Below are 13,219 nucleotides of genomic sequence, written 5' to 3'. Positions count from 1 at the left end.
TAGTAGACTTTCAATTTGTGAGGTAAGCCATGACGAAACAAGAGGCGATGGAACGCTTTTCATCAGGTACCGTACAACAGAGCTTAGAAATACATCGTGGAATTCAGTGGGCCGGTCGTATCATCGGTCTATTGGTTTGCGCCTTAATTGTAAAATATATGCCCTCCGATTGGGCTGAGCGTATATGGTATTACCTGTTGTTACTCGTAATATTGTGGACCCTTCATAGATTAGGTGAAAGTCAAGCATTTATCTGTGAAAAGGGCCTCGTGTTAAAGCGAAGGCCTTTTTCTGTGAAAGAATACTTTCACAGCCTCTTTCATGGCGATGAATATTTTGTCTTTGTCGATTATGAGCATATAATTGGATTTACTGAAGGTTGGCGTGAGTTGCAGGCCATGAATGGTCATGGTGGGATTTATGTAATACCATTAGATCTCGCACAGGTAGGGTATAAAGACAAAATGGCCATGATTGAAGCGATTCATAAGCATTCAGATACATAATGTATGTGTATATACAAAGGATTTAGTACTATAATCCTGTATGAATCATGAGAGAGCTAAAAAATTCTAAAATTCATCAAATTAGCTATTTACAACTTTAATGAACTAAAGTATAATACAATCATCGGGTACAGACATGAGTTCTGTACAGCATATATTAGCAAGTAGTTAAAGGTGTAATACACCGTGGAGGATAGTTATGAATTGGAAAAAAATGATGGCCGTTGGCCTTGCAGCAGTATCTATGATGGTATTTGTAACGGGTTGTGGTAGTGATACTAAAACTGCTAATAAAGAATTACCTAAAAAAATCGTTATCGGCTTAGATGATAGCTTCCCTCCAATGGGCTTTAAAGATGATAAAGGCGAAATCGTAGGTCTTGATATCGATATGGCTAAAGAAGCAGCTAAACGCGCTGGCATGGATGTGGAATTCAAAGCTATCGACTGGTCTAGTAAAGAAGCTGAGTTGAAATCTAAAAAAATCGACGCTTTATGGAATGGCTTAACAGTTTCTCCTGAACGTGAGAAGAATATCTTGTTCTCCAACACATATATGAAGGATAAACAATACATCGTTGTTCGTAATGAAGATGAATCCATTAAATCTAAAGCAGATCTTGGAGGCAAAGTAGTAGGTGTTCAACAAGCAAGTACTGGTGAATCTGCATTGCAAAACGATCCAAGCGGTAAAACTGTGAAAGAAATTAAATCTTATGCTGATTTCGTAAGTGCTTTCATGGATCTTGGTATTGGACGTGTTGATGCAGTTATCGCAGATGGTGTTATCGCTCGTTACCTCATGACAAAAGAACCTGGTAAATACAAAATCGTAGAAGGTACTGATTACGGTGTTGATAACTTCGCTGTTGGCTTCCGTAAAGATGACACTGCATTACGTGATAAAATCAATGGTATCTTAGCTGAAATGAAAAAAGATGGTACTGCTGATAAAATTGTTGAAAAATGGTTGGGCTCTAGCGCAGACCTAGATAAGAGCGATGCTAAATAGTACAATTCGTGATATACTAATAGTACTATGGTCAGTTTGTACAACAGATAATTAAAGAACGAAATGTACACTAGAGAAGAGGCCAGAAGCCTCTTCTCTAGTCGTGTTTTGAAGGAGTATTCCATGTTAGATTATTTATTGCAGATTATCCCAACCATTGCTGATGGTTTAAAGGTAACCGTATCGCTATTCTGTATTGTATGGATCCTATCCATTCCTGGTGGTATTCTACTTGCTTTGGTACGTTTATCTAAATTTACAGTGCTCGACAAAATCGTTGAAGCTTTCGTATATTTGATGCGCGGCACACCACTAATGCTTCAAATTTTATTCGTCTATTATGCATTACCTATCATTACAGATGGTGCTGTCCAAATGGATGATGCTACAGCAGCGGTGCTTACATTCGTATTAAACTACGCAGCGTATTTATGTGAAATTTTCCGCGGTGGTATTCAATCCATCTCTCGTGGTCAGTACGAAGGGGCGAAGGTTCTTGGTTTTACTTATGCCCAAACGATGCGTAAGATCATCTTGCCACAAATGTTTAAACGCGTATTGCCTCCGCTTGCGAATGAGACAATTAACTTGTTGAAAGATACTTCTCTCGTATACGTATTGGCTATGAACGATATCTTGCGTATTACAAAATCTATCGTTCAACGTGACTTTGACATCTCTGCCTTCTTGGTGGCAGCTTTGTTCTACTTGATCTTTACCTTTATTTTGACAAATATCTTCAACTACTTAGAAAGAAGATTTGCTGTATACGAAGATTAATCTATTCTGTAGTTGCTTGTCGTATTTTACATCCAATTATTGTTCATATAGCGGACTGATACTTAATGATTAGTATGTTTAGATAAAAGGATGCGATGATTTAAGAGGTACTTATGACATTTGTAAATATGGAGCGTATTGAAAAACGCTTTAACAATCAAACTGTATTGCGCGATGTATCGCTCAAAATGAATAGAGGGGAAATCGTTTCTATTATCGGTCCTTCTGGGTCTGGTAAATCTACATTCTTGCGCTGTTTAGGTCAATTAGAGACTATCGACGGTGGTTCAATTACTGTAGATGGCACTGTTCTTGCTAGCACTGATGCTAATGGCACTGTAAACTATGCAAGCCAAGAAACACAACATGACTTGCTATTACGCATGGGCATGGTGTTCCAATCTTTCAATTTATTCCCTCATATGACAGTGCTCGATAATATTATGATCGCACCGCGTATGGTAAAAGGCATGAAAGATGATGAGATTTTACCGATTGCAGAGCGATTACTTAATAAAGTTGGCCTATGGGAAAAACGCGATATGTATCCATCCCGTTTATCTGGGGGCCAACAACAACGTGTGGCCATCGCTCGTGCATTGGCGATGAATCCAGAAATTATGCTCTTTGATGAACCAACATCTGCTCTTGACCCAGAGTTAACAGGTGAGGTTCTAAAGACTATTAAACAATTGGCCGATGATCACATGACGATGATTATCGTAACTCATGAAATGAACTTTGCTCGTGAAGTATCTGACCGTGTCATCTTCATGGCCGACGGTGTCATCCAAGAGGAAGGCACACCAGAGCAAATTTTCAATAATCCACAGAACGATAGAACGAAAGCGTTCTTGGAGAATATGTTATAGGAGGTCTTATGAAGTTACGTTTTATTGCCGCCACATTAGCTGTAATGGCTATGGGCACGACCTCTATTATGGCGGAAGGTTTGCAGGGGACACCTAGCACACCAATAGCTATTGTAGACTCACAAAAAGACTCTGCATCTATCTTGCCAGAACAATATAAGTCCTATGCTACTACGATGAATACAGTGGTTAAGGATTATAAAAATGGCTATACCTTTACGCTTCCTTGGCGTGTAGCAGATGGTGTTAAACTGGATATGGATGTGCGCAGTGAAAGTGAGCATATTCAAGGCTATTCTTTCAACTTAGCCGGTCCTACACAAGATGATTCCTATACAGTGTCTTTCACAAAGCGCAATAATACACCACAAGACGGTGTATCTCAAAAAGAATGGAATACGACTTGGTATGGTGTGCCAATCAAGGGTATGTCTGATGAAGAATATTTGAGTATTTGGCGTCAACATAGTAATGCCTTTGAAAATAATGATATCGTTGGTGGCTTCTTTAACAAAAAAGGTGCTATATCAGCGCGTTGGGATAAGACGACACCAAAATCATATGCTGAAATGACCTCTACAGAGCCTGTTCAATCCGTATTTGAAGCGGAATTCATCATGGATAAGGACCCAACACATCGCTATAATTTAGCGAGTACTTATGCTCCTATTCAAGGGGAGTTTATGGAACAAGGTTTGATGGAACATACGATTCCGTCCTTTGAATTATTAAATAAAACTGGTTCTAGTACGATTAAAGGTGTTAAACAATTTATCTCTGGCACTAGTGACATTAGCGTAGATGAAGGCATCAAATTTAATTATCCAAAAGGATTTACCCGTCTTAATGAAAAGGGGAAAATTGCTTTCACTAAGCATAATATACGCCTTGATATTGAATCTTTTACAATTCCAGTACAAGCAGTTAGCACAGGCATGCCTACGATGATGGGCAAACAAATGCTAGGTGATTACTATCTTAAACAATTGGTTGAGGTGAATAAGGCAACCATCACTCGATACGAAACGCATATCATCGATGGTAATGTTATGTTCTACTTGGCAGGTCATATGAAGAATCCTAATACAGCTGATACATCCGCAGCGGCACCGGTATCCTTCGCAGCTACTATTATCTTAGGTAATGAAGGCAATGTAGCTGTGGCTCGTATGATTGGCCCAGCAGGCACAAGCCTTAGCACACCAGAGCTTATCGATGTGCTCGATGGATTCAAGTTGACTACTACATTGAATACGAACCAATCTTCGCAAGTGTTATAATATACACATAATATTCTTTTATTTGTATAATTCTGTATAATTTGTGCTATAATAAAAGAAATCCTCTAGAAAAAGAGGAGTTTTCCTTGATGGTCTAGAATATAATAATATAGGCTAAACGATCTTTGATCATATCCCCTTTGAGGGATTAGAAATAGGAGGGGTTATTATGGTTACCTACAAAACTATTGTCGTACCTACTGATGGTTCTGAAAATGCTAAACGTGCGTTGGAACATGCTCTCGCTGTAGCGGACCGCAACCATGCTGAATTGATTATTGTTCACGTTGCAAATATTGTGTCTGCTATTTCCAATTTCGATCAAACACCAATTTCCGGTGGCTACGTATCTGAACAAATTGCAGAAGATATGGAAGAAACTGGTAAAGAAATTCTTAACGATGTAGTGAAAGAAATTCCTACAGGTGTAAAAGTTAAAAGCGTATTCGAAGTTGGCTCCCCTGGTCCTGCATTGTTGGCAGTAGCTAAAAAATACAATGCTGATCTTATCGTAATGGGTAGCCGTGGCCTTGGTCCATTGAAAGGCTTGTTCATGGGTAGCGTAAGTAGCTATGTAACTAGTCACTCCACTTGCCCTGTATTAATCATTAAATAATTCATATCCTGTATAGATATGATATAAAAGAGACTTTGTTTAAACAAAGTCTCTTTTTTAATATAATAAAAATGATATAATATTTATATGTATGCCCCACGGGGTTACAAATGAGTAAGAACATAAGTAATATAAGAATGATACATAAACAAGAATAGTGCTTTAAGATATGGGGGATTATATGAGCGACAAACAAGAAGCATTGCTAAAGCTAGCAGAACTGTTTAAAATCTTGGGAGATCCGACACGCCTTAAAATAGTAGAATTATTATTAGAAAATGAAATGTGTGTTAATCATATTGCAGAAACAATGGGAATGGGTCAATCTGCTATTTCACACCAACTACGGGTATTACGTCAAGCACGCCTTGTAACCTATCGCAAGGAAGGTAAAACTGCATACTACTCTTTAAACGATGATCATGTAGAAGGTCTCGTAAGAATGGGTATGGAACACGTATCTCATCAATAATACATTTTATTACAATGAACACCTTTCATCATATTATGAATGAAAGGTGTTTTTAGTTATGTTAGATATGAGAGTGGAGATGTATATATAGTGAACCTGTTGATGAAAAATATAGGTATATTTGCGGTATTTATTGCCACGGTATTTTTATCAACCAAATCAATTTGGGCAAAGTTAATTTATCTAGATTCATTAAGTCCTTTGAGTGTTCTGGCATATAGAGCGCTTTTATCATTACCTTTTTTTATCCTACCAATGATTCATTTTAATTGGCAGAGTGTGAATAAAAAACAAGTTTTTTATTATTCTTTTGTTGGAGCAGTTCTTTATTTAATTTCGTCTATGGCAGACTTTATAGGTTTATTATATATTTCTGCTTCTTTAGAACGTGCCGTTTTATTTACATTTCCTATCTATGTATTTTTACTATCATCAGATTTATCCAGAATTACGATTTCAAAGATTGTGTTAATTATTCTTACTGTTTTAGGATTAGGGATTATGTTTAATCCCACTGTTGACAGTCATTTTACTAATACTTTAATAGGCGTGTTATTAGTTTTAGTCTCTGCTATATTTTGGGCTTTATTCATAATTTATAGTAAGCGGGTCGTTTTAAGTATTAGTCCTACTATATTTACTAGTACATATATGTGTATAACTACAGTATTTTTACTTTTTGGCTTTATACTAAATAGTAGTGGCTTTTTAGAGATTGTAGCACTCCAACCTCATACTATAATTTATTTAATTTTCTTGGCTATTTTCTGCTCTATAGTTCCATCATACTTAATGTCCTTTGGGCTAAAGAAAATTAGTGCATCTCTTGCAGCAGTTATTAGTGCAATGGGCCCAATAGTTACTTTGGGTTTAGATGTAGTTATTCTTAATCATCACTTAGGCTTAAATGAAATTATAGGTGCTATAATAGTTACACTTTGTGTGACTTGTTTGACGAGACTAAATGCTAAGGCGTAAAAAAATCACTCATAGTTGATGACTATGAGTGATTTTTTTATAATTTTTATATTTTTAATATAATGGGAAAAGATAATAGGCGATTGTAATAAATAGCGGCATAGTTACTGCCGATAAAATTGTGGTGCCCATAACGATTTGCGTAGCATATTCAGGATTATTCTTCATTTCAATAGCAATGAGTGCCATATTAATAGCTGTTGGGACACTGTAGGTAATGACTATAGTCTGTGCTGCTATTGGATGCATTGGGCCGTAGAACATAATAAAGAGTATAGTGATAACTGCTGCGATAAGAGGACTTACGATGAGTCGTAAGGATGTAGCGAGCATAACATCGGCTTTAAAGAAGTTTAATGGTGTTCTATTAATTTGTACCCCTAAGGCAATCATCGCAACACCAACGAAGGCATTAGCAAAAATCTTAAGAGGTGCAAAGAAGAAGAGGCCGTGTAAATCAAATGGTAAGAGCTGACAAATCAAAGCGAGAGGAATGGCGTATACCATAGGCATGTGGAACACTACGTTTAAGGCATCTTTTGTACTCAATCGGCCAGCACCAGCTTGATAGAAACCATAGGTGTTACTCGTAATGGTCTGTATAATCATAATGGATACAACGCTGACAAGACCTAAATCAGCATAGGGGGTTGCGCCATCGATGACGTAGGGCACATTGGTAAAAACAAAGATAGCAAGGGCGATGCCCATATTGCCTACATTGTTGAACATAACGCAGTTCTTTAATGTGGCGATTTTTGCTACATCATAGCCTTGTATTTTACCGACTACACCTGAAAGTATAGAGTTCAGTATGAGTACAACTAGTGCACAAAATACAATTTCTAACGTACCGGATGTAAATTTAGCTTCATACATGGCCCTAAATACAAAGGTTGGTAATAATATGTAGAAGTTTAGTTTACTCAGCGTATATAGATCTAGTTTGAATTTTCTATCTAATATAAAGCCTACGCCTATAAGCATGAAGATAGGAACCATAGAGTTCATAAATATATGGCCTATTAATTCGAATATATTCATCGTCTCACCTAGAGTTTCTCATTAATATATAGCATAGTTAATCATAATATTATGATACCATAGTATGTATTATTTGGGGCTTAAAAGTTTTATCCATTATGATTTCTTATGGTTTCTATCAGAAATATATATACAAAATGTGAGTTATTACATACATCTTAATGAACAAACTTATAGTATAATGTGAATATATCGTATATTTTAGTTTGTTATTTGATGGTGTCTCTACGGTGAGTAACCATAGCTTTCACAGTGTGGAGTCCAAAGGGATGCACAGGAGGAATTATGAAACGAATTCTATTAGTATTAATGAGCATTTTTATGCTTGCTTTTCTAGTAGGCTGTGGTAACGATGCAAGCAAACCAGCTGAATCTGCTAAACCGAGTACATCCGAAAAGATTACTGTACAAGCAGCTGCTAGTCTTAAAGGGGCTCTTACAGAACTGGCTGATGCTTACAAAAAAAGCCATAATTTAGCAGACGATCAAATTGTTATTAACTTTGCTGGCTCTGGCACATTGCGTCAACAAATTGAACAAGGTGCACCAGCTAGCTTATTCATCTCTGCTGACGAAAAAAATATGAAAATGTTACAAGAGAAAGACCTTGTAAGTGATGTTAAACCTTTCGTAACTAATGAATTAGTTCTTGTAGTTCCAAAAGGTCAACCTAAAGTTGAGTTAAGTCAAATTGCTACTGTGAAACGCATCGTATTGGGTAATCCTGAAACAGTGCCAGCTGGTAATTATGGTAAACAAGTATTAACAAAATTAGGTGTTTGGGAACAAGTAGAGCCAAATGTAGTATATGCTAAAGACGTAAAAGCTGTAACAGCATCTATTAGCCAAGGTGCTGGTGATGCGGGCTTCATCTATAAAACTGATGCTATTGCGGCAGGTGATGCCGTTCAAATTTCCGCAGTAACACCTGCAGACTCTCATGATCCAGTTATTTATCCAATCGGTATCATCAAAAAATATGACAACGCATTGGCGAAAGATTTCTACCAATACGTAATGAGCCCAGAAGGCCAAAAAGTATTAGAGAAGTACGGTTTCTCCACTTCTAAATAAGAGTAAAACGCTAGCTCTCATGGCTAGCGTTTTCTTATGATACAATATAGATATTGTACATAGCCTAAACTTGTTGTATATAGAAAGGGGGAGTGGCATGAGTCCATTCTGGCTATCGCTGTGGGTGGCGAGCATTGCCCTCGTTATTGTTATCCTAAGTGGCCTAGCCGTTTGCTACTGGATGAATCGCTGTAAATGGGGCGGCATTGCTATTCTTGATGCCCTTATTACATTACCTCTAGTATTACCTCCTGTAGTCGTTGGTTTTGCGCTGCTTATGGTATTTACACCGGGCTATGCCTTTGGGGCTTGGCTTGAAGCTCATAGCATGAGCGTCGTCTTTGCCGCTTCTGGTGCTGTCATAGCCTCTTCTGTTATTGCATTTCCACTGTTTTATCAAACTGTACGTTCAGCATTGCAGTCCGTAGATCATAATATGGAGGATGTAGCGCGCACCTTAGGTGCTTCAGAGTTACGTATCTTCTTCACCATATCTGTACCGCTCGCATGGAAAGGTATTTTAACAGGTAGTATTTTAGCGTTCTGCCGTGCTATGGGCGAGTTTGGTGCTACCATCTTGATTGCTGGTAATATTCCAAGGGTAACACGTACTATGCCGTTAGCTATCTACTCCTATGTAGAGGCAGGGCAGTACATGGATGCCTTTGAGCTAGTTATTTATATTTGTGTTCTTACATTGGCATTATTGAGCGGGATTCACCTTATTACAAAAGGTTCTTTGTTCCGCCATACAGATAATAATTAGGAGGTTCTATGATTACATTTTCCTTTACTGTAGCTAGACCTTCTGTGACTGTGAAAGCCGAGGGCACACTGACTTCTGGGATTACTGTATTGACTGGTCAATCTGGTAGTGGTAAAAGTACCTTTATCAAATGCATCGCTGGCCTCGTGAAACCCACAACTGGCAGTATTCAATGTGATGAAACGACGTGGGTTGATCGAGATAAAAAACTTTGGGTGCCTGCTCAAGAACGCCAAGTAGGCTATATGCCACAAGGTAATATTGTGTTTCCTCATCTATCGGTAGAACGTAATATTACCTATAGCAAACGAGGCACACCTGACATGTGTAATACGTTGTTACAACGTTTAGGTTTAGAGAAATACCGCAAAACTAAGGCGGGTAGCTTATCTGGTGGTGAGCAACAACGGGTTGCATTAGGCCGTGCTCTCTACTCTAAACCGACTGTGTTGCTTCTTGATGAGCCTTTATCTGCATTAGATTGGAATTTGCGTAAACAGGTTCGAGAGGATCTTGTTTCTATCATCCGTGAATGGAATGTACCTTGCGTATGGGTTACCCATGATGAAAGCGAAGCAGAAAGCGTAGGAGATAGACACTGGACCTGTGTAAACGGGCTTATTACGATTGCTGAATGATGATAAACATTTAAATCGTATGGTTTTGATACAGTGATAAAATACTTTAAAATTAAATAGAGATACATAAAACACCTTCATAATCCTATGAACTACATGCCAAAAATTGGACACAATTTTGAGATGTATAGTTCAGTAACTAGTGGATTGTGAAGGTGTTTTCTTTTTAGATAGTTGATAGCAATGATAGCAGTGTACTTACTATTATCTTTAATCTTTAGTATTGAATTTGTACGTTTATAATAGATGTTACTTGCTAATGCTACTTAATTTCTGTTGATATGTGCGCTGTTTTACTTATAAATCCCACAATAGCTGTAACGATAAATGCCATAGCAAAAGATGGTAGTGTAGCACCTATTGTGCTTTCACTATGTAACATATAGTGGTATAAACCAACGGATACGGCCCAAATAAGACCTCGTAGGAGATAAGCGGATAATGTTTGTACTTGTTGGCGATTGATAAAGTAGTCCGCCAATAAGATGGCAATCATCGGAGCGAATACAGAGCCGATGAGGTATAGGAAGTCTGTAATATCATCCATTGGATAGAGCATAGCTGCAATAGTGCCCACGAGCGTAACGATGACGGCGATGCCTTTACTAGAGGCACCGTTATAGATAGTCGTACTAGATACGCCTGCAGAGTAAGCGTCCATAAAGGTTGTAGTAACGGTAGAGAAGATGATAACGATGAGGCCCGCAAGACCGAGGCCTGCATTCATCATGATCGTAATGATGGAGTCGCCACCGCCAAAGATTGCGGCGCTAAGACCTAAGGTGTACATAACAATACTTGTTACAGTGTAGACTGTAGCACTTGTAAGTGATGCGGAGAAAGGTTTTTTACTTTCACGGGTATAATCACTGATGAGAGGTAGCCAAGATAGTGGCATAGCAATAGATAATTCTAGGGCAGCGATGAAACTCATATTTCCGCTAGTTAGAAGGCTAGCCTCACTAGGCCACTGCGATATCATGTGAGCGCCCATGTAGAGGGTGAGCCCTAGTAATAGAATAGATACGATGGCTTGAATATAGCCCGTATTGTGGAGGCCGATGAAAAGCCACAGGATGACAAGCGCGCCAATAGCTATCGTCCAAATCATAGGGGATAGAGGTGCTAGCTCTTGTAAGGCTAGCATGGCATCGTAGATCATGATGCTAGTCCAGCCGATAAGTTGAAGCATATTTAAAACGGCAAAGCCTTTAGCCCCTAGTGGGCCAAAGCTGAAGGCGGTAGTATTCATACTGCCTTGCCGTAAACGTCCACCGATGAGACCTGCTCCAAAGAGCAATATACCGCCTATGATATGCCCCAGTATGATGGCATATAGACCTTGGGTGAGCCCTAAGGGGGCCAGATAGGTTCCTGTCATAATTTCCGCTATAGATAGAGCGGCACCAAACCATATCATGGCGAACTGTGGTTGTGTAATGTATGTATTTTTCATACGTCCTCCTTGCCAGGAAGTCATAGAAAAAGCCGAGTCCAAAAAGGAACTCGGCTATTAATCCTCTATGTTCCCTACGTTGGCATTATCCAAATCAGGTTATGGGTTAAAGCGATAGCTTACTCTCAGCCCACTCTTGTGAGCACCCCGTTATGGCTTCATTATATGCGCCTATAAGAGAATCGTCAATTCTTTTGTTGCATAGATTGTATAATAATGTTATAACTAGAGTATAAAAATATATTGCCACTAGGGGTGCTTTTGCTGAGATTGACCATTCAAAACCCTAGACCTGATCCAGATAATACTGGCGTAGGAAAGTGGAGTGAAACATAATACTAAACTATTACGAGACCATTCCATTTGGAGTGGTCTCATTTTTATATGTTTGGAGGTATTATGAAAAAACTGATTATTGCTAGCATATGTGTGGCCTTAGGTGTAGTATTATCTACTACATCAATTCCTGTTGGGCCGGCTCGCATTTTTCCGTTTCAACATATGATTAATGTTATCTTAGCCGTTGTGGTGGGGGCTAGATTTTCCGTAGGTGCCGCATTTAGTACATCTTGTTTACGCAATGTATTGGCACTAGGTTCTCCTTTAGCCTTTCCTGGCAGCATGATTGGCGCTTGGTTATCTGCGTATTTATATAAGAAATATAACGCTCTATGGGCGGCGGCTCTAGGCGAAATCATTGGTACCGGCCTCATCGGTGCTCTCGTGAGTTATCCAATAGCCCATTTCTTGTTAGGTAAACCGTTGGCATTGTTGACTTTGATTACATCCTTCGCCATGAGCTCTGTGGCAGGTGCCTGCATTGGTTTCATAGCATTACAAATCTTATCTCGTCGTCATCTATTACATAAGGAGGCATAATGAAACTACATACTGCATTGACAATTGCCGGCACTGATCCTAGCGGTGGTGCTGGTATTATGGCCGATTTGAAATCCTTCCAAAGTCGTCACGTATACGGCATGGCTGTTGTTACCTCTGTGGTAGCCCAAAATACGACGGGCGTTCATCATGTAGAACATCTGTCGCTAGAGAGTATTGACCGACAATTACACGATGTGTATTCTGACATTGAACCACAAGCCGTTAAGACGGGCATGATTGCCTTGCCGGAGATGATGGATCTCATCTATCCTTATGTGAGTAAACAAATTCCTTATGTAATGGATCCCGTTATGATTGCCACTAGCGGTGACCGACTCGTATCAGATGAGGCAGTAAATTTCTTAAAATCCAAACTCATTCCGACGGCTACAGTGATTACACCAAACCGCAATGAAGCTGAGGTCTTAGCGGACATGTCTATTGATTGTGAAAGTGACATAACAACGGCGGCGAATCGTATCTTACAGGACTTAGGACCTCAAGTAGTTATCATTAAAGGCGGTCACATCGGTGAAGATGCAACGGATTATGCTTTCACTAAAGATGGTAGCATCCGTACTTGGACAAGCCCTAAATATGATACGGTACATACTCATGGAACGGGCTGTACCTTCTCTGCAGTGATTACGGCGGAGCTTGCAAAGGGCCGTGACGTAATGGATGCCATTGGTATTGCCAAGGACTATATTGCACTTGCTATTAAACATAATCCCGGGCTGGGAAATGGCTGTGGTCCCGTTAATCATATGGCTTATGGCCTCTTATTTAATGGACCTGAAACGATGGATGAGCTCTTGAAAAATGACGAGAGGAGATAGTGAT

Annotated in this window: 15 protein-coding genes and 2 riboswitches; of the genes, 13 read left to right on the top strand and 2 right to left on the bottom strand. The window is 39.1% G+C overall.

What is annotated here, in order from left to right; all coding sequences use genetic code 11:
* Positions 1 to 29 precede the first annotated feature (29 nt).
* The 8 genes from MOQ65_RS06925 (at position 30) to MOQ65_RS06890 (ending at position 6,516) form a co-directional block, all read left to right on the top strand.
* Complete coding sequence (locus MOQ65_RS06925; RefSeq protein ID WP_105085219.1) at positions 30 to 506, top strand: hypothetical protein; 477 nt, start codon at positions 30 to 32, stop codon at positions 504 to 506.
* Between the two features lie 199 nt (positions 507 to 705).
* Positions 706 to 1,518: an amino acid ABC transporter substrate-binding protein gene (locus MOQ65_RS06920; RefSeq protein WP_257847072.1), complete on the top strand. Its 813-nt coding sequence runs from the start codon at positions 706 to 708 to the stop codon at positions 1,516 to 1,518.
* A gap of 123 nt (positions 1,519 to 1,641) precedes the next feature.
* Positions 1,642 to 2,298 (top strand): amino acid ABC transporter permease, encoded by a 657-nt coding sequence (locus tag MOQ65_RS06915; protein ID WP_005387763.1) that lies wholly within the window; start codon positions 1,642 to 1,644, stop codon positions 2,296 to 2,298.
* 113 nt (positions 2,299 to 2,411) lie between these two features.
* Complete coding sequence (locus tag MOQ65_RS06910; protein ID WP_060923854.1) at positions 2,412 to 3,170, top strand: amino acid ABC transporter ATP-binding protein; 759 nt, start codon at positions 2,412 to 2,414, stop codon at positions 3,168 to 3,170.
* A gap of 8 nt (positions 3,171 to 3,178) precedes the next feature.
* Positions 3,179 to 4,450, top strand: a complete 1,272-nt coding sequence (locus MOQ65_RS06905) for a hypothetical protein (RefSeq protein ID WP_213467644.1) — start codon at positions 3,179 to 3,181, stop codon at positions 4,448 to 4,450.
* A 169-nt stretch (positions 4,451 to 4,619) separates the two neighbouring features.
* Complete coding sequence (locus tag MOQ65_RS06900; protein ID WP_060923852.1) at positions 4,620 to 5,066, top strand: universal stress protein; 447 nt, start codon at positions 4,620 to 4,622, stop codon at positions 5,064 to 5,066.
* Positions 5,067 to 5,247: 181 nt separating this feature from the next.
* Positions 5,248 to 5,538 (top strand): ArsR/SmtB family transcription factor, encoded by a 291-nt coding sequence (locus MOQ65_RS06895; RefSeq protein WP_005387769.1) that lies wholly within the window; start codon positions 5,248 to 5,250, stop codon positions 5,536 to 5,538.
* A gap of 102 nt (positions 5,539 to 5,640) precedes the next feature.
* Positions 5,641 to 6,516 carry a DMT family transporter gene (locus tag MOQ65_RS06890; RefSeq protein WP_257847068.1) on the top strand — a complete coding sequence of 292 codons (876 nt, stop codon included), beginning with the start codon at positions 5,641 to 5,643 and terminating at the stop codon, positions 6,514 to 6,516.
* A 54-nt stretch (positions 6,517 to 6,570) separates the two neighbouring features.
* On the opposite strand, the gene MOQ65_RS06885 is transcribed toward MOQ65_RS06890, so the two are convergent.
* Positions 6,571 to 7,560, bottom strand: a complete 990-nt coding sequence (locus tag MOQ65_RS06885; protein WP_105085222.1) for an AEC family transporter — start codon at positions 7,558 to 7,560, stop codon at positions 6,571 to 6,573.
* 285 nt (positions 7,561 to 7,845) lie between these two features.
* Between MOQ65_RS06885 and modA the strand changes: the two genes are divergently transcribed.
* From modA to MOQ65_RS06870, 3 genes are all read left to right on the top strand, one after another.
* On the top strand, positions 7,846 to 8,634 hold the full coding sequence (modA, locus tag MOQ65_RS06880) for a molybdate ABC transporter substrate-binding protein (protein ID WP_257847066.1): 789 nt from the start codon (positions 7,846 to 7,848) through the stop codon (positions 8,632 to 8,634).
* Positions 8,635 to 8,731: 97 nt separating this feature from the next.
* Positions 8,732 to 9,400: a molybdate ABC transporter permease subunit gene (gene modB, locus MOQ65_RS06875; RefSeq protein ID WP_257847065.1), complete on the top strand. Its 669-nt coding sequence runs from the start codon at positions 8,732 to 8,734 to the stop codon at positions 9,398 to 9,400.
* An 8-nt stretch (positions 9,401 to 9,408) separates the two neighbouring features.
* Positions 9,409 to 10,038, top strand: coding sequence for an ATP-binding cassette domain-containing protein (locus tag MOQ65_RS06870; protein WP_257847064.1), 630 nt, complete (start codon positions 9,409 to 9,411; stop codon positions 10,036 to 10,038).
* 262 nt (positions 10,039 to 10,300) lie between these two features.
* Here the strand turns inward: MOQ65_RS06870 and cytX are convergent, their stop codons facing one another.
* Positions 10,301 to 11,494, bottom strand: coding sequence for a putative hydroxymethylpyrimidine transporter CytX (gene cytX, locus MOQ65_RS06865; protein ID WP_257847063.1), 1,194 nt, complete (start codon positions 11,492 to 11,494; stop codon positions 10,301 to 10,303).
* A gap of 54 nt (positions 11,495 to 11,548) precedes the next feature.
* A riboswitch (TPP riboswitch) is annotated at positions 11,549 to 11,654 on the bottom strand.
* 81 nt (positions 11,655 to 11,735) lie between these two features.
* Positions 11,736 to 11,830, top strand: a riboswitch (TPP riboswitch).
* 63 nt (positions 11,831 to 11,893) lie between these two features.
* On the opposite strand from cytX, the gene thiW reads away from it, so the two are divergent.
* Together thiW and thiD are read left to right on the top strand one after the other, a co-directional pair.
* Entirely contained in the window at positions 11,894 to 12,373 is a 480-nt protein-coding gene (gene thiW, locus MOQ65_RS06860) for an energy coupling factor transporter S component ThiW (protein WP_257847061.1), read from the top strand.
* On the top strand, positions 12,373 to 13,215 hold the full coding sequence (gene thiD, locus MOQ65_RS06855; RefSeq protein WP_257847059.1) for a bifunctional hydroxymethylpyrimidine kinase/phosphomethylpyrimidine kinase: 843 nt from the start codon (positions 12,373 to 12,375) through the stop codon (positions 13,213 to 13,215). Before thiW ends, thiD begins: the two co-directional genes overlap by 1 nt.
* The last annotated feature ends 4 nt before the right edge of the window (positions 13,216 to 13,219 follow it).

It is taken from the genome of Veillonella faecalis, from assembly GCF_024677885.1.
Lineage (GTDB): Bacteria > Bacillota > Negativicutes > Veillonellales > Veillonellaceae > Veillonella > Veillonella nakazawae.
Note: the sequence above shows the minus strand (reverse complement) of the source record. Positions and strands in the feature narration are given on the sequence as shown.